A 24955-nucleotide genomic window follows, 5' to 3' on the forward strand; every position below is an offset into this window, starting at 1 on the left:
TTACACCGTCTTTCTTTATAACAGGTTGAAGTAGTTTTTATGACTCAACAACGCGAGAAATTTTAATATATGGGCGCACATCGGAGAGCACAGTAAACCGGTCACCCGGAAGAACAGGCCCATCGTTAGGAGCGTGGGCCAGGAATTCGACGTCGGCACCACGGAACCGCACCGTTCCACGAACGATGTTGTTCGTCGTCGAAACTGCAACGAACTCTTTTCCAACAACCGATTCTTCAATGTCGGAAGTTTTTGCTGCAGAATCTAACAAGCGATAAAGCCCAAGGAAAATCAGTAATCCCACAATAGTCACGGCGAAAATAACGGCGTAGATTGTTCCGCCACGTGCTCCTGCACCCATCGCAATAGCACCCGAACAACCGATTAACGTCAGTGCCAAACCAGCTGAGAGCAGGAGCGGGAAACCGAATAGATCGTCCGGGATAATTAAGTCGAAAATGCCATCAAAAATCAGCGAAAGCACAATGACGGCAGTGCCGATGATAGCTAAAATAGCGAAAGTCAACATAGTAGAATTCCAATTCTTATGGGTATGGAAATATGTCTATATCTTACTGGAATGTGGCTCTAAGATACTCATGTAGTTGTGCTTGATATGCGTGAATTAGCAGATATATGTTTTATATTTAAGATATGAATAAAAAGATTACCATGCTTATCGGTGCTGTTATTCTTGTGTTCCTTATGTATGCTGTTTTTTCTCAAAAACCGCACCATAGAGATGACGAGGAAGACACGTTCCTGAGCAAAAGTGAATCCGGAGCAACACAAGTTGTGAAAATAGGGCAGTCGGTGACGTTCCCCGACGGAATGAAGATTACAGTCAAAGATATGGGCGAATTTACCCCCAGCGCACACGTGACGCTGCCACTTAATCGGATATCGCACGATATTGAAATAACTTTAGAGAACACCGCAGATGAACCACTGAGTCCGGCAACATACACAGTTACTGCCTCATCGTCAACCGAAGAAGCAAAAGGTTTCCGTGACGAAAAGCGTGGCCCCACCGATAGCCCAACAACGAGCATCCTGCCGGGGAGAAAGATTGTTTTCCACCACTTCTTTTCGTTTATAGATCCAACCGACATGGTCGTTGAAGTCCGGCCACATTCCACGTCTAGCTGGCGAGCTATTTTTACCCAATAAACAGGCAGAAAAGCAGGTGGGGAGTAGACCAAACTAGGCCTACTCCCCACCTTGCTATTTCAGGTATTAGTCGGCTTGATCTGCCTGGTCAGCCGATCGTGAATATGTGAAGACAATCTTTTGACCATCTTTGGATAGCTGGATAGCTTGTTCCGTCGTATCCACTTGGTATCCCTTATTTAAGAGATAGCTTTCCGCTTTTTCACTGACTGTAGCGCCAAGGAAATCGATCTTCTTGACTGGGTAGGTCAGCGGTTCGCCAGTTTCCTTGTCTATATGCTCAACTGTGTACGAAACGAAGGTCTTTTCTGAGTGGTCATTCTTGGCTCGCTCAACGACGCCATTGATAGCGCTTGTTGAAGACAGCTCACGAATTTGGCGCTCGTACTTGATCTTCGACGTCATCGAAAGGTTGTTGAGTCGGTCAACGGTCATGATCGCTTCATGCTGGTCAGCCGCAGATGCTGTGTCCGTATCGTCTGTAATATTAACCGTCAGTTCGCGGACTTGAGGAGCTTCTTCCTCATATCGGGCAGTCACCTTTATGCGATACGAACCTGGTTTGCGAACCAAGTCAACCATCTTGATTCCATCAAATAATCGGTTGCCGTCAGCGTCAATAAACATATCTTCTTTCTCATCGTATGGCCATTCCTTGCCAGTGGAATCGATCAGCGAAATGACATCGTTGACTTGAGAAGAAAAACCGAGAGATGTTGTACGTTTAGCAATAAGGTTGACGCTTTCACGCTTGCCTAGGAAGCTATGGAATGATGACGGTGCAATATAGTATTTCGTGTCGGCGGCGATATTAAACGCATCTGCGTTGTTATTAGTAGAAATCGTAACGCTACTTGGTTTTAGTTTCTTATCGACGACGACGGTGTAGTCGGCTTTCGTCCGTAAACCATCTTTACCCTTAGCAACCACGAGGACGGGATAGCTTCCGGGCACATCGACTTTAACGGTATCTAAGCCACGAACGGAGAGCTCAATGCTCGACGTATCGGTAGTTCCGTCTGCGTAGGAGACTTTAACGCTGTTAAGAATTGTCTTTTCTGCTTCGGTACGGCGCTCATCAAATGCTTCTTTATCAGCGCGCGCATCGTAGCTGTCGCCACTTGGATGGATCTGTTCAACATGGATAATGCCGTCTCCGGTGTTGATGCGTGCTAGAGCATGCGATTCTTTTCCCGGTTCTACGACCGAAACAGGGATAGTAAGTTTAGCGCCATTCTGAGCAAGTAGCTGGAGAGTAACATTTTCACCGATCGTGTCTTTAACCGATTCCCAATCGGCTGCGTTGTCAACGAAGACTGGTGAATCTTCAAGTGTGCCTAATACGTAGGGCTTTTCCGATGTGCTAGTAGTGATCCCTTGAATATTCAAAGCCTGTGGAAGGTCTGCAGTTGACGTGCCTGCAGGTACCTCAACTGCGACGTCGTTCTGATGTGGAGAGATTAGTTGTGAAACTGGTTGGGCATTTCCCATTTTCGTGTGTGAAGGGAGATGACTTTCAGTCAGATCGTTAAAATTACCAAGCAGGTGATTCGATCCGTTGAACGCTGGAGATATTGCTCGATACATATCACGTGGGCTAAATAAAGAACCAAAAGACATCGGAGTTAGTGCAGGTTCAGCTTCATTTTTGTTCCAGGTTACGTTGGCATAACCGGTGTAGCTCTTGTTGTCATAAATACCAAGCCACCATGTTGCTGGCTTGTCAAACTCTGCATCTGTTAGTAAGAATGCGCCATAGGTGTATTTGTATAAGGATCGTGCAGCAACCGCATCCACTGTGAGATCCAGGTGGTACCAGTGCCCGTCGATCTTTACCTGATTCCATGCGTGATTCGCCTCTGACCAGCGGCCACCTTTAGCAGCGATTTTTTTATCTGCTTCGGCTTGTTTGTCCAAACGGTCCTTTGTCTTTGTGTCACCTTCGACGTAATAGTCGAATGTTTTCTTTCCACGAAGGAACCGAGTTTCTAGCCCCATTCGAGAAGCAATCCGGTCAAACATAATAGCGTAAGTTTGGCAGACGCCCTTTTTTGCAAATAGACCAGCTTCCAAGGAATGGATTTCGTATTTCTTTCCGTCGCCTTCGGCGGAATTCACAAAATATTGACCATTTGCCGTTTTATCGTCAGCTTCTGGTTCAACATTTTTAATGATGTAATCGTGAATCAGCCGAGCTTTACGGAAATCGTTACTACCATCTGTTCGAGGGATCGGTTTTTGTTCGTCAAGCTTTTTGGTCAGAAACTGTGCAATTTCGTCAATGCGTTGATCGGCGCGAATAGCGTCATTCTTATTCACTAGATAGGCAAAACGAACAGTGTGTTTATAAAGGCCTTTTTCAAAAGAAACTTCTTCTTTGTCAATTTTCCACTCGCCCGCAACATGTTTAACTAAAGAGCCGTACGATGGGCTATAAATAACAGATGTGATAGCTCTATCAGACAAATCATAGTCGCCGTAAAAAACTAGTACCCCTTGCATTTCGCTAATACCTTTAATGAGATATTCTTGTGCGGCTCGAAGATCGATTTTTCCTTGTGGGGCTAATGTGGGTTTACTCCAATCGATCTTGCGAGAAAGATATGATTTTAAACCCTGAGAGGGCTGCCATGGATGTTGGTCACTTTGAGTTTGTGATGCGTGTGCGACAGAATTCATTCCAAAAGGGTCAATGAGTCCAACATGTGCTGAAGTTGTTGCAACACATAACGCAATCGTTGCTCCAATTAAACTTTTCATTTTTTGCATGTGACTCTCCATAAATTACGCGATCAAAATCGCTCAATGCAGTCCTCTAATAGACAAGATTGATAGTAATGAAATAGCGGACTAATTTCCCTATCAACCACTTTTAGGAATTTCACACAACCAATAAACCTTGTAAAACCGGCGAATTGGTAACTTAAGAAAGCGGATGTATCAAACTTCACAGAACGATTTGATACATCCGCCTCATACTAGTAAAAGTGCTAACTATCGCGGATACTTCCGGGTTGGGTGCTGTGAAACTACCGAAACTCGGTTAAATGCGTTGATAGAAATAATGCCCCACTCCAACGCAACTAGCTGTTCCTTCGTAAACAGTGTCAATGCCTCCCCGATCAGCGCATAATAATCAGCGCTTTCTGGTAATCGAGTAATAGTCTCTGCCAATCGGATTGCCATAAGCTCTTGCTCAGAGAAAACCCGCTGTGAATGACGCCATGCTGGCAACATGTCGATCTGACGCTGGGAAACTCCCGCCTGCAATGCGCGTGGCACATGAACAGACAAGCAGGTTGCACAACCGTTAAGTTGTGAAGCACGCACATAAGCAAGCTCAACAAGAGTGCGCGGGAGTTCGACGTCGTCATACGCCTTCCCTAACGCAACTGCAACGCCCTCCATCGCGTTATAAACATCCGGAAGTACCTGATCGATATAAGGTGGCTTAACAGGTGTAACCGGGTTTGAAATCTGCTCAGTCATATATGGTCTCCTGACAATTTTTTCATTAATTCCACACAGACTGTACCAACCTGTCCAAGAGCTCAACCACTTTGTTCACTGAACGCGGTGCGTGGGAATAAAAAATGTCCCGGTAGGTTTTCCTACCGGGACAAGTGGCGGAGACAGAGGGATTTGAACCCTCGAGCCGCTTTTAGGCGACTACTCCCTTAGCAGGGGAGCGCTTTCGACCACTCAGCCATGTCTCCAGGTCTCCAACCATAGCTGACTTGAGGAGGTTTTCACCAGCCCAAATCCACCACAGTGGCAACCAGCGGAGAGTAAGGGATTCGAACCCTTGATGCAGGGTCACTGCATACTGGTTTTCAAGACCAGCTCATTCGGCCGCTCTGACAACTCTCCTTAGCCTCAAAACTACACTATTAATCTTGACGCTTTCATTATTGTAAGGGAATTGATCCTCAAGTAAAAACTGGTAGAGAAGATTTTTGTTTTAGTATGGAAGAGGGAACTGTTTGAAGGGGTGGACGTGCGGGTACGTTTAATAGCCATATTGGTAGCAATGCTTGGCATTTTTCAGGTCGTGAGCGCAAGTGTTTTTGCGTCCGCTTCTTCGACGACGACGCCGACTTCTCCCAACGATTCCATACTGTTTGTGGGGATGGCAGGGGTCCGCCCCCTCGATATTGACAGCACCAACCCGCAGCTGTCACGGCTCCTAGCTAACTACTCGGTTGCTGCTCTCAGTCCTCGTTCCGTATCTCCATTGACCTGCCCATCAGAAGGTTGGATGCAGTTACGAACATCACGTGACGTATCTGATCGCCTTCCGGAATCTTTCGTCGTCAGTCTCGGAGACGAATGTCATCCAGCTACTATTTTGGAAGACCCAGCGACGCTCTACAAGGGATACCCACAAACAGTTCATATCCGTAACTTTTCCTTACGTTTGGGTGAAACCGAATGGCCCGACGAGCCGCTCTTTTCCCGCAATGTTACGGCAGTAGGGCGCAACGCCGGCATTCCTATTGCCACGCAAGATGGCACAGTTGACCAGTGGCTGGCGTTACCGGATGCCGGTTTCCCGGACGCCGCCGCAAAAGCCCAAGGGGACCTGACTCGTATTCTCGACACAGTTGATGACGACGTCGTCGTCGATCTGGGCAGCATCCGGGGATCGCCCCGCTATCTCAACGTTGCCGATCAGCGTGCCTTGATGCAACAAAAACTGATCAACATTCTCACCGCGAACGAAAATAGCGAACATCCGCGCAAAGTTATTATTGCCTCGCTCGGTGACCAATGGCGTCGGGCACACCTACATTTCTTTGCCACAAATATTGCGCTCGATGGGACAACCTCCGGCGCTGGCACAATCCGCTCCGACCTCACCCGTGCCGACGGATTCATCACCATCACCGATGTTCGAAACCTCATCACTGGCAAATATTCCGGTCTACATGTCCAGCCACAGCCATCGTTGACTGCGGCAATGAAACCCGTCCTCGACACTGCCCAACACGCCTATATTGCTGCTTCATCATCCGCAAAGTGGTACCAAATCTTCAACACCGTGGTTCTCCTAGGCACCCTGGGTGTCCTCGGCTTATTCCTGATTACACCTGGCCCAGAAGGCCACCGTTGGGGCGCTCCGAGGCGATTCTGGTCCGGTTTAGAACAATTCAACTTGTGGGCATTCGCTTGGGTTCCCAGTGCTATGATTCTCAACCTGCTCCCGTGGTGGGATCTGCCAGGATCGCCTGGTGCCATGCAAGCGTGGGCAATCGCGATGACGGCACTGATTGCTGTTGCGATTGTTGCACTGTCACACCTGAGCGCGCACCGTGCTGGCTTTATTAGCTTGGTGGCGTTCGCCCTCTTGTGCATTGACATCGTGGCCGGATCGGTCCATCAGCGTAACGGATTTATGGGCTCACTTATGCTCACGTCCCGTCGGTACTACGGAATCTCCAACCGCACATATCTGATTCTTGTTGTGTGCGGTTTGATCGCATCGTTGCTGGTTATCGCGTGGCTACGCAAACGAGCCAAGAACGACGCCGGTGCCCGCCTGCCATTGTTCGTGCTGCTTGGAATCGGAATAATCGCGGTTGCAGTAGATGCACTGCCGCTATGGGGTGCCGATTTTGGTGGCCCGCCTGGACTTATAGCCTGCTTTGGCATCACCGCTATCCTGCTTACCGGGAAAAAGCTACGCTGGTGGCATGGACTGGTGTGGCTGGTGAGTACCGTTGCCGTAATGGGAGGAGTTGGTTTGATCGATGCTCGCCGTGGCGGTGAATCCCATATTGGCCGGTTCTGGGCTAAGTTCGGCACGGCCGAAAGCTGGGCAATCATCGGCGGAAAAATCCGTGACGTCACCCGGTCCTTCATCGGCCGGCCAGATCTGCTTGCACTCATCGCCATCGCAATTATGATTGGAATCTTGGCCGTCTTCGCAACCCGGTACTTAAATTCAGTCAGCGGAATCCATTTAGGATCCCTTCGTGCCCTCACCTCTGACTACGGTTTCATCCCAGTCGCAATTGGCATAGCCGTAGGTATTTTGGTTGCCGTACCGATCAACGATTCTGGTGCAATTATGATTAAAGAGGGCATGTATATTGCTCTACCAGCATTGGCAGCTATGGTTGCCGGGCAAGCAACGCGCCGCAAGCCCTTAGAGCAAGGCCTCCAGGACGGCAGCGCATCCGTCGTCGTCAACATGATCCGTAACAGCATTGGCATGGTTACGAACGTAATCCGGCGCATTACCCATCGCAACTCCTAACCCAGCCCAGGACAGCATATCGACGTCGTTACCAGAATCTCCCACACAGACCGTGTGGCTGGAATCGACCCCAAAGAACGCTCGAACTTCCTCTAATGCAGAGGCTTTCGAAACGCCTTCGGGTGTAATATCCATCCAAGCCGACCATCCCACCGCATACTCCACACCGCGCAACCCTAGTTGCGCTACAGCTTCCATCAACTCGTGAGCAGTCATCTGCGAAGCTCGGACCGTTAATCGAGTAGCCTGAGCAGACGCTAATTCGGAAATCGGAACAAGCCGGCTCGGGCCAGACAGCTCATCTTCGGGGAATGGGAACGTTACTCGAGTCGGCTCATCAAGCGTCTCCAAAGCGAACCAGACATTATCTGGCAGCCCTGCCGATAACAGCTCAATCTCACGGCTTGGATCAAACGTGTGGGCAGTAACCAGGCGGTAAGCCGGGCCGCTATTATCTAGAAAGTCAGGCAAGGGGGTAGTCAATGAATCCGGGACAGCGCCACCAACAGACGTTATCGCAGCACCATTACACACCACGGCAATGCCGTGATCGAAGCCGACATCCTGCAACGCCACCTGCGTGCCTGTAATACCGCGACCCGTTGCAAAAACAAGGCGCGTCCCGGCGTCCAGATGAGCATGAACCGCTTCGCGAACTCGCGGCGAAAGTGACGTGTCATGGTGAATCGTAGTGCCGTCAATATCTAACGCCACCATCAAATCTGGCCCGGCAGGCGGAAGAGACTGCTGGGTAAGCAGATCAGTAAAATATGGTAGCGGTCCGGGAGTCAGACCCCCGGACCGTTGAGGATCTCTGATCGTCACGTTACTGAACACTAATGAGTTCGCGGCCACCCAGATATGGACGCATTGCTTGCGGAATATACAACGATCCATCTGGCTGCTGATGGTTTTCAAACATCGAAACCAGCCAACGAGTAGTAGCCAAAGTGCCGTTCAACGTCGCAACAGCGCGAGTAGAACCCTCAAAACGTTCCCGAATACCAAGTCGGCGTGCCTGGAACGTGGTGCAGTTCGACGTCGATGTGACCTCCATGTAACGATTTTGAGTAGGCAACCAAGCTTCACAATCAAACTTCTGAGCTGCCGACGAACCCAAATCACCAGCTGCCGTGTTGATGACGCGATACGGAAGCTCCATCTTCTGGATCATTTCCTCTTCCCACGCCAAGAAACGCTGGTGCTCATCGGTAGCTTGCTCTTCTGGGCAGAACGAGAACATCTCAACCTTGTTGAACTGGTGAACGCGAATAATTCCACGAGTATCGCGACCATACGAGCCAGCCTCGCGCCGGTAACAAGTAGACCAGCCAGCATAACGCTTCGGACCATCGGACAGATCCAAAATCTCATTCGAATGGTAACCTGCCAAAGCAACCTCAGATGTACCGGTTAGGTACAGGTCATCGGCTGGCAAGTAGTAAATCTCATCCGAGTGAGCACCCAAGAAACCAGTACCACCCATAACTTCTGGGCGAACCAAAGTTGGGGTATTCATCAGCGTGAAACCGTTAGCTTCTGCCTGATCGGCAGCCATAGTGAGCAACGCCAACTCCAACCGGGCGCCAATACCTTTCAAATAGTAGAAGCGCGAACCAGAAACCTTTGTGCCACGCTCCATATCAACTGCGCCCAAACCTTCAGCCACATCCAAATGGTCCTTCGGTTCAAAGCCACGCGTAGCGAAATCAGGAATCGAGCCAACTTCGCGCAGAACTTCGTAATCATCCTCGCCACCAGCAGGGACACCCGGCAAAACAGGGTTAGCGATTTTATACATCGCAGCCTGAAACTGCTCTGCGGCCACATTAGCTTCAGCTTCGAGCGCCTTGACATGCTCAGACATTTCCTTAGCTTGTGCCAAGATTGCCGGCCGTTCTTCAGCAGACGCCTTACCAATAGTGCGAGAAAGATTCTTTTGTTGCGCACGCAAATCTTCAAACGCCTGCTGGGAAGCACGACGCTTTTCATCTGCGGCTAGGACAGCATCAACAAGCGCGGGATCATCGCCGCGGGCTTGTTGCGAGGCACGCACGGCCTCTGGGTTTTCGCGAAGAGTACGGATATCGATCATGATTACAAGAATAGTTCTTTTCCGGCCCACCATGCTAACCGTGACTAATCATTGAGACAATGCCTGCTCATGGAGTGGCACACATCGAGTAAACTAAGTCCTATGGATTGGGAATTAATTCTTGTCGTGGCTACATTCGTGATAGCACTGGTAGCACTCTTCGGCATGCTCCGAAATCGGCGAGTCATAAAAAATATGCGTATTGACCGCCGTCGATCAGGTGTAGCTCGGGACACGCAAGTAACAACTAGCGAGCCATACCTAAACCAAGGCCCACCCTATATTATTTTCAATCCAACGAAAAAAGCTGACTGGAAGCTTATCCGCGAAGCCTTGGCTCGAAGTGCCCGCGATGCGTCACTTGGCGAACCCGTATGGTTAGCTACCACTGCTGACGATCCCGGAGTTAGCCAAACTCAAGCGGCTATCAAGGCCCGGGCAGCCGTTGTTATTGCCGCTGGCGGTGACGGGACTGTACGCGTAGTTGCCGAAGGCCTTGCCAATACCGGAATCCCGATGGGACTCATGCCAGTAGGAACAGGGAACCTCCTGGCTCGTAACCTGAATTTTCCACTCGATGATATTCACGAACTTGCCATCATCGCTGTCACCGGTGCGCCACGCAAGATCGACGTCGGCATACTCACCGTTAAGGAATCATCGGGACCGGTACCCGAATCAAAGAAAAATCATGATGTCCATCCGGCAACGCCTGGCGAATACGCCTTCGTAGTGAACGCCGGCATGGGGCTCGATGCCACCATCATGCTCGAGGCAGACGCAAACAAAAAGCTCAAGGAAGTCATCGGTTGGGCTGCCTACTTCAAGGCCGCTATGCCACACATTCTCGCCCCCAAAATGAGCGCCACGATCACAGTAGGAAACAGCACCACGCCAGTAACAACTGACGCTCGAACCGTCATGTTTCTCAACTGCGGCGAACTCGTTGGCGGTCTCGTTTTTGACACCGCAGCAAAAGCCGACGACGGCTGGATGGAACTCGTCGTCGTCGATACCCGTGCCGGACTCATCGGCTGGGTAGACCTCCTCCGGCGAACCGGAATGCGAAGCAAAGGAATCAAAAAAGTTGATATCCCAGGCGTGCCCGCCCAAGGAGACCTCGACATCCACCGAATCGTTGAAGCTTCGCTCGATATCGACAAACCCCAACCCGTCCAAGTCGATGGTGATGTCCTTGGCTACACAGACCACGTCCACGCACGAATAATCCCCGGTGCGCTAACGGTACGGGTAAAAAACTAATGAAACAGAACACTGCACGTACATGGCGATGGTGGGGGACCGCCGTCGTTATCATCCTGCTACTGATCGGGACACTACTGGCTCCAGCATGGCGTGGCAAAACTATTAGCCAAGCCGGAACCATAACAGGCATCCCCGGAAACAAAACAGTTTTCATCGGAGTTAGCGGCGTAACCTGGGCAGATATCTCTGCCGAAAAAACGCCAACCCTCTACGACTTCGTCGGGCGAGGCTCCTCAGCAAACCTAGTCGTTAAAACAATCGGCGTCACCACCTGCCCAAATGCCGGATGGTTGACGATTAGCCAAGGAGTGCGCGCAGCTGACCCCATCGAAAAAGGATGCGCGAAACCCATCACCGCAGCAACAGACGGCGTTCTGCCAGCACGAGTAGACAAAGCGCGGATAGCTGGCGAAGCAACATCGCCGTTCACCCCACCCGAAACCACATTCGGTGACGAACTAGCTAGTCGCGGAATGTCCGTTGGTACAATCGGCTCTGGAGCTGCGCTCGCGTTACGAACTTCTACAAATCTGCCCGCTGGTCAACGCCATCATGCCAATATTACTTACACCAACGGAATCGCAACCCATCCGGCAGACGTATATCCAGCTGTTTCGCAAGCCGACCTCGTCGTCGTCGATCTAGGACGAGTAACGAACACCAGTCACGCCATTGCGCGGGCCAAAGGCAAAGGAATCCTCGAAGACATGCGGGCCGCCTTTGTGCCTCCGGTTGCGCGGTCAGTCCATGCCACTGCACAAATCTCGGCACTTGACCGAGAACTTGGCGAACTATTAGACGTGATCGATCCGAACACCACAATCATGATCGGATCCATAGCAGATTCCGATTCGCGCACCGCACAACTGCAATTTATGAGTGCCGCGGGACCAGGCATTACCCCCGGAACCGTGTCCTACACCAACTCCACTAGGCATCGGGGCCTCGTCCAACTCACCGATATCCCACAAGCCCTATTGACTCTTCTAGGGCAACAGCCAATTGCAGATTTCGTAGGATCGCCAATCGCATTCCATGACGACGACGCACAGGCAACCCCGGACATAGTCGCCGAGCTTCGGGACAACAATGCACGTGCTATTGCAGTGCGACCCGCCGTCGGACCGTTCTATCTTCTCATGAGTATTTCCGCTGGTATCTTCCTTATCGGCTCTCTCGTGCGCTGGTGGCGTCTGTCTCGTGCTGGGAAAACTGCTATCTTGAGCAACACTCAACGAGCCATCGGGCTCACCATCGCACTCCTCCCGGCCGCATCTTTCCTAGCAAATCTTGTCTCGTGGTGGGACGCCCCGGCTCCTACTGTAGCCTTCCTCGGATGCGTTCTAGGCATAAGCATCGCAGGAGCAGCCTTGAGCCGCCGAACACCATGCGCAGCTGGATGCGTTGCTCTCATCAGCGCAACCACAATCGGGCTCGATGTTGTTTTCGGTTCTGTCCTGCACGCATCATCAGTACTTGGCGACCAACCGCAACAAGGTGGCCGCTTCTATGGCCTATCAAATGCGCCGTTTACCGTATTCGCTTTATCAATGATCTATCTAGCTTTCGTAGCTGCACGCATCCTGCGTACTCGCTACGAACAGGTAGCTGTTCCAGCCGCGGTTATGGCCCTGGGAATCATTGCCGTCGTGATTGACGGTGCAGGTTCTCTTGGCGCAGACTTCGGTGGTGTTCCGGCACTCGTTGCAGCCTTCCTCGTACTCCTATTTTCGATGGGCGGGCGAGCCCTGACGCCGCGCACATTCGCCATTATCTTCGGGACTGCAACCCTCATAGGAATCGGCGCAGCCTTCGTAGACTGGCTCCGACCCCAAGAATCCTGGACCCATCTGGGACGATTCTTCCAAAGTATTATCGACGGCGAAGCCATCAACGTGGTCTACCGTAAACTGATGTTTATGCTCGGCTCGGCCCCGTGGTTTGTGTGGCTCCTGCTTGCAATCATTGTGCTCGCAATGTGGATATGGCGAGACCAGATACGCGTACTTACCCTCAGCGCTCAAGACAGCGATATTCGCTGGGCGATTCGGGCGATGGCGACGCTCGTCGTCGTCGGAGTGGCACTCAATGATTCAGGTCTAGTCATTTTGTTACTCGGGGTAGCATATGGCGCCCCGCTTATGATGGCAACCGATACGCGTTACCACCCATGAGCTAGGGCACCATAAGATGCTTGGGGTTTACTTGATAGTTAAGCGCTGCCGTAACATGATCGCTCCAGCGAAACCGATCAATGCAAGCCCACCAATGACGAACGGTAATGTTCCAGTCCCGCCTGTTAATGGCAATTGGGGTGGGGTGATTTTCGTGTTAGGGATCGGGTCAAGCGCGATATTGAGTTGCTCAGGCGCCTCACCAATGGTAAAGGGATACGTTTTATCGCTCAGGTAGTAGCCAGCTGGAGCGGTTTTCTCGACAAGCGTGTACTCGCCCAACGGCAGTTCACTAACCCTAAACTTTCCTGGCTCAGGATCAGTGTCCACGAATGAAGAATCGGTGGCTCCCGCAAGACATGGGGCTTCCATACAATCACTAACAAGCGCGATCTTTGTTGTCCGTCCGTTGGCGATATGGTTTAACATCCACTCGGAGTTACTCAAGGTAATAGTCCGATCTTCGTCATCAACTTTGGACCAGCTAACTGAACCCGTGGACGGTTCTGGTTTCTTCTTCTCATTAGTAGCCACACAATCAACTGTGTCACCGGCGCGGATTCCGGCAACACTTACTGACGTATCGGTTAGCCGTGTCACCGTAATAGTTTCGGGATCTGCTTTTGGCGTCACCGAGCATGAGATATCTTTTAACGAGTAGTCGGGCTTCTGTGCAGTATCTTCAGTAATAGTGACGCTGGCTGGTGCACTAATCGGGACGTCAAACATGACTGTTTCACTTGCCGATACTGATTTGTTGTTTTTTATGTCAGAATTCTTCGTAGTTATCGGCTTAGTGTAACTACCATCGGTCAGCGTAAACGTCCAACCATCGGCGTCAGCTTTGGACACTGCCGAGCTGTCAGGCGCTATTACCTCTTTACGAATTTCTACTTTCGCTGGCGCTGGCTTCGGAGGATTATCGTAGGAATTAATCGCGGTAACTTGAACAGCAGGATAATCTTGACCGTTATGAGAGTCTGGAATCGTGAATTGGGGAGCGGCAACGTCTTCACGTCCGATTCGCCATCGAACAGTTGGTTGAGAATTGTTAAGAATCGCAGAATCTAGATTTTCATTTACTGTACACATCGAGTTTTTGCTGACATCTTTGATGTGTTTGTACTGGTTAGCCTTAACTTTAACTGTTCCACTATTGGTTGTTGATGAGGTGGTACATTGATACGTGAACTCAAATTCTTTATCTGCCAGTTTAGCGGAATCAATTCCTGTTACGCGTTTGCCGATAGTGAATCCACCGAGTAAGCCAGATCCTTCACCAGAAGCGCCAGGAATGAAAACGTCACCTTCATATAGTTTTCCGTTAATATGCACTCGGTTAGTCACAATAGAATTCGGTTCAGGAGTTTTTGATACTTCTTTTAAAACAGTTTTTGCTTGAACAATGATGTCATATTTTGCTGATATTCCGTAAGGGAACGTGGCGGTTATCTTGTTATCTTCGCATGAGAGTGTGTACGCGGGATTTTGGTCATTGAAACTAGCTTCGCGGTAGTATGCATGAAAGTTGAAGTCAGCGAAATAATGTGATGTGGTATTAACTGGTTTACTCAGAAGTGCATTTTTCATTGCTGTTTGGGCTGCAGGTAACGATATTACTCCAGCCTCGCCCCATACCTGGTAAGCGTTATAAGGATTATGAAAATGAGTGTTTGACGGAAGGAAAACCACATGATCCATCCAAATCGCTTGACGGGCGTGTGTAGGATGGTTATCTGGAAGATTAACCAGAGTCTTGACGTATGTGGGAAGCGTGTTATTTTGCGGTATAGGCTCGCACATGAATTTCCAGCCGGCCGGAGCCGTATCTGTTACGGTAAACGGTTTTTCTTGTTGACCGGTTCCATTAACACCGATGGACCAGATGATGGATGAATCTTGTGGGCGATACTCGCCTTGTTTACCGTTATCGTGATGGAATCCGGGTGGACCATCAGGGGCAATATTTCCTTTAAGTTCCTCTTTTCCGCATCCACTAAATTCTAGGTTGAACTCACCGCCTGTTTTGACGCGGTCGTCATTACGATTCCACGTGATCGATAGACGAGCGGTACCAGCGATATTGGAATGGTTTGTGGCGTAATCTGTTGCCGTAATAAGAAACTTGTTTCCGCTCCATGTCCCAGTAGCAACATGATTTCCTTGTGAATCGCGAAGGATAACCGTATTTGTAGTTGCGGCCTGTAGCTCTGCGGGAAGGTCCGTATGGAGCGCATCGCCTTCTTTGACGGGATCGTTAAACTTCCACTCAAATTCAATATCTGCATAGCGTCCTTTCTCAGAATAAACACCATTCTGAGCACCACTACCTGGAAAGTCTTTCCACTTCAGACCGTTCCAAGAGCCGTGACACTGGGGATCGCTCTCTTCAGCTGCAGAAGAGGATGCTGGCAAGAAACTCAAAAGTAGTATAACTATCAAGCTAGTTGTTAAAAGAAAAGAGATGAAAAAATCTTTATGCGTGGCAGACTTATAATTCTTTTGAGACACCCAATCTCCTTATAAAGTAATGATGGTGCAGATTGATCCACTGGAAAGCACTGATCGTCAATCGGTGCTATTGAAAAGTTATTAAGTAAGCTAAGTAGACTTAAAAATGATGTACCGCTAAACCCATTTTCAGTCTAACGTTTGTCCTTAAATATAATGTGATCTACGCGAGGAGCGAATCTGCCATGTCGACAAAATGCCACTATCTGTCAGTTATTTGCTTATGGTTCATCACTCATCTACAGAAGATCAGAACTGTCAATAAGAGAATTTTGTTGGACCTTAAGCCCTAACTGGAAGCGGGTATTGATATTTAACGACGACATTAGCGCACCAATACGTCGCGCTACAGTGCGAGAACTGATGTTCAAACGCCGAGCAATTGCCTCATCGGTAAGTCCCAAGGTCATCAGGTTGATAATATCCTTCACATTTTCTGGAAGCTCGCCATCTGATAGATTCTGGTTCAAACCAAAAGGGATGCTCCGGTCCCAGACATGGTCAAAGCCCTTATGCATGATGGCAATCAAGCTAGGATCGTTCGATACCAGTGCGATAGGAATGTCAACATCGTTCTTCCACATAATCAGCACCTCACGATCGTCAGAAATGACCATGCGGAAGGGTAATTTGGCTGCAATGCTAACGTGCTCGCCCATCTGCACACAAGACAAAACAGAATCAGTGAATTCAGAGTTCTCGAATGATTCCGACTCGTAAATCGCTTCGACGAAAATATTGCGATCAAAAAGTGACGAATAGCCAGGAAAAATAAGCTCGTTTCCTAGGTGAGGTTCACTATCCCAATAGCGGATCCGCTCACACGCTTCCGTAAAAATTCGCTCATACCAAACACCGATTTCATACACGCTCACGCTCGTATGGTAATAATTGTCTTGGGTGCGAGTCTCCATTGCCTCAAACGCCACCAATGAATCTTTAAGCGCTTTAACCTCATCGTATTTGACGTGAAGAGCATTCTCAATCACCTTAGATGCCGAAATCGGTTTAGGCCCATCAGTATCAGGCAAGATTAATCCAAGGTTTTCAAGCTCGTGTTCAACTGAATCTTCAAGTTCATGATCATCTTGCAGTAAGAGTTTCAAATATGCCTCTTCTGCCGCTGGTGATACTCCGAGCGGTTTAAGAAGACGGTTTCCATCCGAACCAAAATTTCTCATAGCATCCTCCAAGAACAACGAAACGTGATCAAATGTAACACGATGTAAATATTTTAGTGTAAGCCCGTTGGCTTGGAAAAGGATGGCAGATAGTCATTATGACATGACAGAAAAATGACAGGCTTTAGTGCGTCCTATTTTTTATATGCGTTAAACGGTTGACCAGGTACCGACGGAGCTATTGCGGTAGTGGTGACTTTATGACGACGCATTGTGCGAACCGCCAACGCTTTGATGACACCACGTAACTGAGCTGCACGATGAAGCTGTCCAGCCAAATCATTCGTTGATACACGATGCCGTAAATCGCATGGAACTTCTTGGACAGTAAAACCTGCAACAAGAAGATCGACTGTCATTCCAACTTCCACACCCCAGCCAGAAGCAAGCGGAGTGACTGCATCAAAAGCAGCCCGAGTCAAACAGCGTTGCCCAGACAACGGTTGTTGAGGAGACCAGCCAGTAAGACGCTCGATGCCTTTGCGGCCCGTCGTCGTCACAACACCATGCCCGCCCGCACCAGACTGTGGCGGAAGATAAGCTATCGCACAATCAACCCCGCCAGCAAAAATAGTTGACACCAGCGGAGCGCACTCGACCGCCGACTCAGCCAAATCTGCATCAAGGAACAATAGCGCACGCGGCGGCTGCCCGTTAATATCACGCATAGCAACAACAGCAGCGCCAGTTTCCATCGCAGCTGCCTTGCCACGATTAACAGTATGGCGAGCTACTGAAGCTCCAGCATCTCGCGCCACACCTTGGGTATCATCAGTTGATCCATCGTCGATAACAACAATAAGATCAACATGAGGAATCGAACGAGCCGCTTGAATAGTGGCTCCAATCCGATCTTCCTCATTCATGGCTGGAATAATAACTGCTACACGTTGTTCTTCATTCACAATACGTAACATTACTCTAAAAGGTCAGTAAGTTTATTCCGAATGTTCAGATTCATTACCGTGAGCACACTCGAAAAGATCACATAAAAAGGTGGCCCGGTTACCCGAGCCACCTTTACATCAAAAGACTATCGCAACGTCACCTGGCGAGAAATAATACCCGCACGTGCGCGCCGCTCCTCAGCCGTCAACGGCTCTGAAACAGCCAATGCCTCCTCGAACCGCTCCACGAACGCAGACATCGACGTCGTCAACTCATCAGCTTCCGAACCAGCATCAAGCTCAAAAACAGGAATCAGCAAACCCAACGCGCGGAACGCCCCAACAAAACGAGCACCCTCAAAACCAAGCTCACGTACTTGATGCAACCGAGCAAGCGCATCTAGCACTGGTCCTTCTGCCTCTGGACGTATCCAGCGCACAAACTCGCGCTGCATCCGGCACCAGAAAGCACCCGCAACTTCAGGAACCTCAGCAGTAGGAAGAATCTGCTCACGAGTCTGCTCAAGAGCCGACTTGATCTCCGGATTCTCCAACTCGGCAGGATCGATCCAGAACGCATAATCCTCATGCAAAACCATCTCAGAATCAACGCTCAGATCAAGAATGTCCTGCAACCGTGGACCCGGAACCGGCTGATCAGCCTGACGCAACGTCTCGCCCGGCTTGAGCTCCAAACCCTTGAGAATACGATCCGCAATATCAAGCGAAACATCACCAGAATTCATAACCGTCTGCGCAGCAACCAACAACATGCCGTCCTTGCGACGCATCGCAGCAGCCATATCCGGTAGCAATGTCACCAACAGCAAATCCTCGCCACCATGCTCAGCTACCGTACGAACCGGCAACGTTGCTGCCGGCAAAATCTCGCGCATCGCAACGAGCTGTGGTTCAAACGGCAAACCCTCAAACGGGCGATCCACAAACTGAATCCGAACCTTCTTAGGCTTCTTGTCTTTATTACGGCGGCTTGCCTTGCCCATCGGCCTATCTCCTTTGAGTAACAGGTTACGCCGCCTCGCGCGGCACACAATACGTATATAAGAGTAAACGCTTACGTGGCACGGTGCGAATCAACGCTGAAGTTGGCTGACCGCCCACCGAATCGAATCGCGCGTATAGCGACTACGAGCCGGAAGCTCCGACAGCGATAAATCGTGACGACCCCCGATAACCTCCAAGGTGTCCACATTCTTGCCCAGTGTTGGCGCCAGCCGCTTCATATCCTCGACGTTTAACACCACATCAGTATGAGCCAGCTCCCACTCAGACGGATGGAACTGATCGCCGGAAGCATCCGAATGAGCTACCAACACTGGCTCTTGGATATTCAGCCCCTCTGCAACCATCGCATGACCGCGGCGAGCAGCCGTGAAGAACGCAGCAAAAACCGGGACAGACGTCAGCGGCTTATGTGCCGGCTTAAAGTAGAAATCCCCGCCGTAATCAACATGTAAACTGCGAGCATACGCTGGCTCAAGCCGAGCAATCGGCGTCAACGGTGCAACCTTCGCCAACTTTGCTACCGCAGACGTCAACACAGTTCGCTGCCAAGCAGGGCCATTATGCTCAAGCCACGGCGAATTCAAAACCACCGCCGAAACCTCTCCCGGATGGCGATCAGCAAACAATGCTGCCTGCAAACCACCCGTAGAATGTCCAATCAACACAATCTGCCGAGCACCATGCGCCCGCAGATGCGCCAACGCCGCAAAAATCTCTTCCTCGCGAATCAACATGTCGCGCAGATCGTCGCGCCGATTCGGCACCCGCAACGCCCGGCCCGAGCGCCGAAAATCTAGACCATACAAGGCGATTCCGGCCTCACGCCACGCTTGTGCCTGCTCGACATGATAGAACGAGTCCACAAAACCGGGCAACCACAAAGCTGCCACACCGCAATCCGCCACATGAGCATCGGCGTCGGCCTCGCTCACCAGCACCGCAACATCCGGGCGTCCCGGCGGAGTACCGGCGTCGACGTCGTTCAAAAACGCTGTGCGCGCAACCCAATTCGGCCCCAAATAATCTGGAACCCGCGGACCAAATGTTGGAATAAGGCCGGAAAACATGTCAGTCTACGATTCCGTACAGACGATCGCCAGCATCGCCCAAACCAGGAACAATGAAGCCCTTCTCGTTGAGCTTCTCGTCAACCGCGGCCACCAAAATACGTACATTGCCACGATCGCCGATATGTTCCTCAAGAGCCTTCAAACCCTCCGGGGCTGCCAAAATACAAATAGCAGTCACATCGCGTGCCCCGCGCTCAAGCAGGTAATCAATCGACGCAATAAGAGTGTGTCCGGTAGCCAACATCGGATCCAGCACGAAACACTGACGATCGTGCAAATCATCTGGAAGACGGTTCGCGTATGTGATCGCCTCGAGCGTCTTCTCATCGCGCTTCATGCCCAAGAAACCAACCTCGGCAGCTGGAATCACACGAACCATGCCCTCAAGCATGCCCAAACCAGCGCGCAAAATCGGCACCACAACCGGGCGCGGGTGCGCCATCGTGGTGCCCACCATGTGAGCGACAGGGGTGTCGATTTCCTTCGGCTCAGTAAGGACTTCACGGGTTGCCTCATAAGAGAGCAACATGATGATTTCCTCAACCAACTGGCGGAAAACAGGAGACGGAGTGCGCTTGTCACGCAACGTGGTGAGCTTATGTGCCACAAGTGGGTGGCTGATAACTTGAAGTTCCATACCTCTAATCTACCGGTTTTCTGGTGCCGAACGTGCATAAAATAGGAGACATGTTTGAATCTGAGATGGGTGCCATGCGTCACGCTATGGAATTAGCGCGCCGTGCCGGGGATGCTGGGGACGTGCCAGTTGGGGCAATGGTTTTTTCCGACGACGGCGGGCACGGGCTAGGCCCGCTTATCGGGTACGGCTGGAACACCCGGGAAGCGGACGGCGACCCGTGTGGTCATGCTGAAATTAATGCGTTGCGGGCGGCTGCGCGTCAGTTGGGGAACTGGAATTTAAGCGGTTGCACGTTGGTGGTGACGCTGGAGCCGTGCACGATGTGTGCTGGCGCAATCGTTAATTCTCGTTTATCGCGGGTAGTGTTCGGTGCGTGGGATGAGAAAGCTGGGGCAGCCGGTTCGGTACGGGATGTTCTACGCGACGCTCGACTCAACCATACTGTTGAAGTCGTCGGCGGGATCTGCGAAGAAGAAAACGTTGAGCTACTGCGGCAGTGGTTTCAGCATTTGCGCGGTAGCTACTTGTCAAGCTAATATTAACAGTCGAGGTAGCGTGTCCGAGCGGCCGAAGGTGCAGCACTCGAAATGCTGTGTACGGTAACCCCGTACCGAGGGTTCAAATCCCTCCGCTACCGCCATAGGAATCCCCGGGATATCAACGAAAAGTTGGTTCCCGGGGTTTTGTTCTAGGGGTTCGTGGTCCCTACGTGGACCAGTGAAATGAAAATGCTCCCCACAGTCATGAACATAAGGTGGCGAAACACCACCCCACAGGCTTGATCCGATGGGGTCGCAAAACGCTACCCCGTTACATGGTTGAGTGCGTCAATAGTGTTTACATCCTTTTAACCGTCCACAGTATAGACACCCTTTAAGGGTTGGCAGATCGTGCCAATGGTGACAACCAGCCTCCACAGTATGGAGAACACGCACCACAATAAACACCCGTACATCACCCCACCCCAATACCCCTAACCTTGTTTGTATGACCGCTACGCGTTTAGGAGCTGACAGGCTGTACGGGTTTTAGAGTTTCGTTGTGTTTTCGGCGGGGGGATATATCGCTACGCTGTGCCTAGGGTGCGAACCAGGAGGGGGAGGGTAATGCACCCCATGGGTATGCGCTCGCGGTCAGGCTAGAAACTTATGGGCTTTCAGGTATGTTTAACGCTGTTTTAACGCACTATTTGTGGTTGCCAACTATCTTTGTTGGCAAACATTGTTAGTGCGTGTAATTCACGTGTGTGGCGTGCTGTGGGCACTGTTGTACGGTTAATGTGTGAATACTGTTGCTAGTTGGCTGTATTGCTAAGGCGTGTAAGTATCTCGGTCGGGTCGTACTGGTTTTGTTCACACCACGTGAGGAACTCGATCAGGTTCATGTTTAGTAATGCTTCATTGTCCATAGGTTCACTCATACACTGTTATCTCGTTGTGTGTCTGCGGTGTATGCCTGCTGTGGGCTAATGAACTTAGGGGGCTGTATCCCCTCCCTGCCTGTGTTTGTCGCTCCACGGGTCATAGCGATATCTCTCCCCACTATTTTTTCCACAAACACACTCATGTGGGGGGGCGGGTACTCCCTCCCTGCCGGGTCTGTGCATAACCGCCGGATAGCAACATAATTTGAGCTAGCTTCGATGGAACGCTGTTTTTTATACCAAACACGCTTCAAATGGTGGGAGATCGTTGCAATATCAACGTTTTAATCGTTACAAGGCTGGGCGCTCGCGGTATGTTGTTTACTTGTTTTGTGGTGGTAGGGCGCTGTTTAAGCGTTGCTGTAGCTGTTTGAGCGCATGGGAATAAGTGCGTTTAGATAGCTGTTTTCATGCCATAAACACATGGTTAGGGTGGGGGATGACTCCCTTGCTTGTTTTGTGTTTAACCGCCGGATAGTGGCTCTGTGCGAGCGAGCGGTCAAAGTTCTGTTTTTTATTAAGCGTGGCGGGTTTATGGCGTAGCGTCAACGATTGTGCCTAGGTTCAAGGGTGAGCGGTTTGTGGGTGGCCGGGGAACCTGTGCGCGTGTGACTGGCTCCCCGGCCTTTTGTTTGTTTAGGTAGCCTGTTGGTGATGTTGGATTTGTTCTCGTTCCCATTGACACCACGGGTGGAGAGTTAAGCCTTTGAGGTGGACGCGTGGTAGTCCACACCAGCTACACCAGTAACCGGTGATGGGGTAGGTGTGCCCATCACCGGTTATAGTTCTTCTTTGCATTGATCGCACCCTCCCTCATGGTCCAGTACCGTCCCATGCCGTGGGCATGTGGCTTTGTGGTCACTGGCTTGCTCGCTGGGTGACGTGTGACCTGAATGGGGTTCTAACGGCTTGTTTTCGTTGCTATCAAGCGGTTTTGTCATTGTGGTCACAATGTGGTCATTAGGGCTTGTTTGACCTGAATGTGACCGCATTGCAGAAACGTTGCTAGAGTGCGGAAAAGTGGCAACTGTTTCCCCATTGTGGTCACCGTGGTCACGTTGAGCGGACTGCGTGACCTTAATAGTGTCTTCCGTGTCCATGCTTGGGGGAACATGCCCGGGCGCGTAAACGATAGAACCGCCTTGAAAACCTTTCACACGTTCAGTTATTAGACCGGCTCTATTCTTAGCACGCTGGTATGTAGACTTAGACCCTAGGCCTGCCGCCTTAAACTTGTCGTGCAATTCCCTATCTTTTATAGACGTGGTTTGCCCGGTGAATTGTTCTAATAGCCATTGGGCTTTGTCCTCTGTCTCCTGAGCGTCTTCGTAAGATGATGGAGAGTAGTTGGTTACTGCCTCAGCAGACACGTCAGATTCTCCAACGTAGCGCAATGTCCCCATATCTTTTTGTTGTACCCCTGCGATAGTTAAGGGTACTGAATCGAACATATACAACCTGTGCTTACCGGCTTCTCCGTGGTTAAACTTTATTACCGACATTACAGATTCTTTAGCATCGGGTTTTTTAGCCATTAACAAAAGACTGCGGGAACTGTCACGCCATTTAGTTGAGCCCAATAGTGCGTCTGCGCCGCGCCCGCCGCCTTTTTTCACGTGACTTAAACACAAGAATGTGACACCGGTTTGCTCAGCAACACGGGTCAATCCTTGTACGAACCGTTCCACTTGTAGAGGGTTATCGTTATCGCCTTGGAATAATGCACTAACGGGATCGAGAATAACAAGGGTCACGCCCGTGTCTTTAAGGTCTCCGAGAACATCAATCACGCTAGTTGCGGTTAATTCCTTATCCCCGTCTCTAGCGCTCATGTCGTAAAACTCGTTCAGGTCTATACCAGCGGCGCGCGCTCGCGGCCGGGTAATGGATTCTTTAGAGTCGTCTAGTCCAAGATAGGCAACTTTCCCGGGTTTGCCATAGTAGTCACCCTCTAGAGTGCCTTTAATGACTTGTGCGGCTATTTGTAGCGCTAGCGTGGTTTTACCACTACCGCCACCACCTCCGAGCATGGTTATTGATCTTGCGGGTATGTATCCCTCCCACAGCATGTAGCTTGGTTCTTCTTCTATCTGGCTGTAAGGGGTCAGGACAAGACGCTTGCTAGTTCCTTTAGTGGAAGATTCGGTGTTAAGGAACTGTTTAGTTGCCTCTATCTCACTAAGAATCACATCACGGTCTGCCTTACCATCGCGTAACTGACTTAACCGCTCTATGCGGCTACCAAGTTCCTTATCAACATAAGCGTCTTTGAGTTGCTTTATATAATCAGGGATAAGCGAAGCTGCGGGCTCCTTGTGAACACAATCGCCTATATAGGCTCGGTTGATTCCCCTGCGGTCTTGTTCGTTGATAGTTTCAATGATCGGCCATGAGGTTACATTGTCGAACTGTGTACCAGACTGATCTAGCTCACTGAACACGTGCCAGATATGTTGGTGTCGTGGATCGTTGAACCATTGCGGTTGAACCTCATGTAAGTGTTTCCAGTTGCCACTCGATAAAGCCGCACCTATTAAACCCTGTTCAACGTCTTTCAGGTGCTCAAGCATGTCATTACTAGCGCTCATGCCTGCACCTCCAACCCATACCATGTGGCTACCGCGTCTAATAGTGCGTGTCCAAGGCTGCGCCCGGTGGCCGGGTCAAGATCGACGACGACACCATTGACCCGCACCCTTATCGGCGCGTACTGGTTAGACGTGATCGCAACCAACCCATGAGGCTTACGTGTTGGGTCTATAGGTGCATTATTTGCGAGCGCATGAGGTAGAATATTGGTAGACCGTTTAGCACCCCCTAGATGGTCTTTTTTCATGCCACATCACCACCCATTACCAGATAGTCAGGCAGTAGGTCAGCCAACATGTTATAGACGGCTTGGGCTTGTTCCCACGTTAAAACCATCTGCTGGTTATCGACTTCTAGGGTTGCGCCTTGCGCGCTCGCGGTTACTGAGGCGATTTCACGCGTGGTGTCTGTGTTGGGTACTAGTCTCATTAGTTCACCCCCTCATCAATGATGGTGTTGAGGGTGGTGTCACTGATCATGACGCGGCGGCCTAGGCGTGTTGCTTTAATTTTCCCGGCGTATTCCCATTTGCGTAAAGTTGGGACTGCTATGCCTAATACTTGAGCGGCTTCGTGGAGTGTGTAGAGTTTCTTTTGGCTAATGTTTTCCATTGGTATGCCTTTCGGCATTGCGGAATTAGGCGCGGTTAATCCTCCGGTACGTT

General features: G+C 50.5%; 20 protein-coding genes and 3 tRNA genes. 6 read left to right on the top strand and 17 right to left on the bottom strand.

Going from position 1 to position 24955, the window contains the following annotated elements:
* Positions 1 to 37: 37 nt before the first annotated feature.
* The gene (locus BLT51_RS02750) at positions 38 to 529 is read right to left on the bottom strand and encodes a hypothetical protein (protein ID WP_091279633.1); all 492 of its coding nucleotides are present in this window, start codon (positions 527 to 529) and stop codon (positions 38 to 40) included.
* 125 nt (positions 530 to 654) lie between these two features.
* On the opposite strand from BLT51_RS02750, the gene BLT51_RS02755 reads away from it, so the two are divergent.
* Complete coding sequence (locus tag BLT51_RS02755) at positions 655 to 1170, top strand: hypothetical protein (protein WP_091279634.1); 516 nt, start codon at positions 655 to 657, stop codon at positions 1168 to 1170.
* A 66-nt stretch (positions 1171 to 1236) separates the two neighbouring features.
* Here BLT51_RS02755 and BLT51_RS02760 read toward each other — a convergent pair whose 3' ends face one another.
* The 4 genes from BLT51_RS02760 to BLT51_RS02775 form a co-directional block, all read right to left on the bottom strand.
* Positions 1237 to 3939 (bottom strand): transglutaminase domain-containing protein, encoded by a 2703-nt coding sequence (locus tag BLT51_RS02760; protein WP_157672874.1) that lies wholly within the window; start codon positions 3937 to 3939, stop codon positions 1237 to 1239.
* A gap of 225 nt (positions 3940 to 4164) precedes the next feature.
* Positions 4165 to 4659, bottom strand: a complete 495-nt coding sequence (locus BLT51_RS02765; protein WP_091279642.1) for a carboxymuconolactone decarboxylase family protein — start codon at positions 4657 to 4659, stop codon at positions 4165 to 4167.
* Between the two features lie 135 nt (positions 4660 to 4794).
* Positions 4795 to 4886: transfer RNA gene (locus tag BLT51_RS02770), tRNA-Ser, on the bottom strand.
* A gap of 66 nt (positions 4887 to 4952) precedes the next feature.
* Positions 4953 to 5040: transfer RNA gene (locus tag BLT51_RS02775), tRNA-Ser, on the bottom strand.
* A gap of 127 nt (positions 5041 to 5167) precedes the next feature.
* Between BLT51_RS02775 and BLT51_RS02780 the strand changes: the two genes are divergently transcribed.
* Positions 5168 to 7429 (top strand): DUF2339 domain-containing protein, encoded by a 2262-nt coding sequence (locus tag BLT51_RS02780; protein ID WP_157672875.1) that lies wholly within the window; start codon positions 5168 to 5170, stop codon positions 7427 to 7429.
* Here BLT51_RS02780 and BLT51_RS02785 read toward each other — a convergent pair.
* Positions 7319 to 8254, bottom strand: coding sequence for an HAD family hydrolase (locus BLT51_RS02785; RefSeq protein WP_231943973.1), 936 nt, complete (start codon positions 8252 to 8254; stop codon positions 7319 to 7321). The two genes, BLT51_RS02780 and BLT51_RS02785, sit on opposite strands and share 111 nt — an antisense overlap.
* 1 nt (position 8255) lies before the next feature.
* A complete protein-coding gene (gene serS, locus BLT51_RS02790) occupies positions 8256 to 9524 on the bottom strand; it encodes a serine--tRNA ligase (RefSeq protein ID WP_091279647.1) in 1269 nt (422 codons plus the stop codon).
* 102 nt (positions 9525 to 9626) lie between these two features.
* On the opposite strand from serS, the gene BLT51_RS02795 reads away from it, so the two are divergent.
* Positions 9627 to 10787, top strand: coding sequence for a diacylglycerol/lipid kinase family protein (locus tag BLT51_RS02795; protein ID WP_157672876.1), 1161 nt, complete (start codon positions 9627 to 9629; stop codon positions 10785 to 10787).
* On the top strand, positions 10787 to 12964 hold the full coding sequence (locus BLT51_RS02800) for a hypothetical protein (protein WP_091279653.1): 2178 nt from the start codon (positions 10787 to 10789) through the stop codon (positions 12962 to 12964). The genes BLT51_RS02795 and BLT51_RS02800 overlap by 1 nt, the downstream gene beginning before the upstream one ends.
* A 27-nt stretch (positions 12965 to 12991) precedes the next feature.
* On the opposite strand, the gene BLT51_RS02805 is transcribed toward BLT51_RS02800, so the two are convergent.
* The 6 genes from BLT51_RS02805 to upp all read right to left on the bottom strand — a co-directional run bounded on the left by BLT51_RS02805 (position 12992) and on the right by upp (position 20276).
* Positions 12992 to 15475 (bottom strand): SpaA isopeptide-forming pilin-related protein, encoded by a 2484-nt coding sequence (locus BLT51_RS02805; protein WP_091279655.1) that lies wholly within the window; start codon positions 15473 to 15475, stop codon positions 12992 to 12994.
* 239 nt (positions 15476 to 15714) lie between these two features.
* Complete coding sequence (locus tag BLT51_RS02810) at positions 15715 to 16656, bottom strand: LuxR C-terminal-related transcriptional regulator (RefSeq protein WP_091279657.1); 942 nt, start codon at positions 16654 to 16656, stop codon at positions 15715 to 15717.
* Between the two features lie 134 nt (positions 16657 to 16790).
* Complete coding sequence (locus BLT51_RS02815) at positions 16791 to 17561, bottom strand: glycosyltransferase family 2 protein (RefSeq protein WP_197672589.1); 771 nt, start codon at positions 17559 to 17561, stop codon at positions 16791 to 16793.
* A gap of 128 nt (positions 17562 to 17689) precedes the next feature.
* Positions 17690 to 18547, bottom strand: a complete 858-nt coding sequence (locus BLT51_RS02820) for a DUF5926 family protein (RefSeq protein ID WP_091279661.1) — start codon at positions 18545 to 18547, stop codon at positions 17690 to 17692.
* Between the two features lie 90 nt (positions 18548 to 18637).
* Positions 18638 to 19636 (bottom strand): alpha/beta hydrolase, encoded by a 999-nt coding sequence (locus BLT51_RS02825; protein ID WP_091279663.1) that lies wholly within the window; start codon positions 19634 to 19636, stop codon positions 18638 to 18640.
* A 1-nt stretch (position 19637) separates the two neighbouring features.
* Positions 19638 to 20276, bottom strand: coding sequence for a uracil phosphoribosyltransferase (gene upp / locus BLT51_RS02830; RefSeq protein WP_091279665.1), 639 nt, complete (start codon positions 20274 to 20276; stop codon positions 19638 to 19640).
* Positions 20277 to 20326: 50 nt separating this feature from the next.
* Here upp and BLT51_RS02835 point away from each other — a divergent pair, with 50 nt between their 5' ends.
* Both BLT51_RS02835 and BLT51_RS02840 read left to right on the top strand, forming a co-directional pair.
* Positions 20327 to 20815 carry a nucleoside deaminase gene (locus BLT51_RS02835; protein ID WP_231943974.1) on the top strand — a complete coding sequence of 163 codons (489 nt, stop codon included), beginning with the start codon at positions 20327 to 20329 and terminating at the stop codon, positions 20813 to 20815.
* 13 nt (positions 20816 to 20828) lie between these two features.
* Positions 20829 to 20919 (top strand) — tRNA-Ser (locus tag BLT51_RS02840).
* A gap of 1562 nt (positions 20920 to 22481) precedes the next feature.
* Here BLT51_RS02840 and BLT51_RS02845 read toward each other — a convergent pair.
* From BLT51_RS02845 to BLT51_RS02860, 4 genes are read right to left on the bottom strand one after another with little or no spacing between them, the layout of a single operon-like run.
* Positions 22482 to 24290, bottom strand: a complete 1809-nt coding sequence (locus tag BLT51_RS02845) for an AAA family ATPase (RefSeq protein ID WP_172801305.1) — start codon at positions 24288 to 24290, stop codon at positions 22482 to 22484.
* Complete coding sequence (locus tag BLT51_RS02850; RefSeq protein ID WP_091279671.1) at positions 24287 to 24538, bottom strand: hypothetical protein; 252 nt, start codon at positions 24536 to 24538, stop codon at positions 24287 to 24289. The genes BLT51_RS02845 and BLT51_RS02850 overlap by 4 nt, the downstream gene beginning before the upstream one ends.
* Positions 24535 to 24720, bottom strand: a complete 186-nt coding sequence (locus BLT51_RS02855) for a hypothetical protein (RefSeq protein ID WP_091279676.1) — start codon at positions 24718 to 24720, stop codon at positions 24535 to 24537. Before BLT51_RS02855 ends, BLT51_RS02850 begins: the two co-directional genes overlap by 4 nt.
* Entirely contained in the window at positions 24720 to 24902 is a 183-nt protein-coding gene (locus tag BLT51_RS02860; RefSeq protein ID WP_157672877.1) for a helix-turn-helix domain-containing protein, read from the bottom strand. The genes BLT51_RS02855 and BLT51_RS02860 overlap by 1 nt, the downstream gene beginning before the upstream one ends.
* Positions 24903 to 24955 lie beyond the last annotated feature (53 nt).

This window comes from Arcanobacterium phocae, assembly GCF_900105865.1.
Taxonomy (GTDB): domain Bacteria; phylum Actinomycetota; class Actinomycetes; order Actinomycetales; family Actinomycetaceae; genus Arcanobacterium; species Arcanobacterium phocae.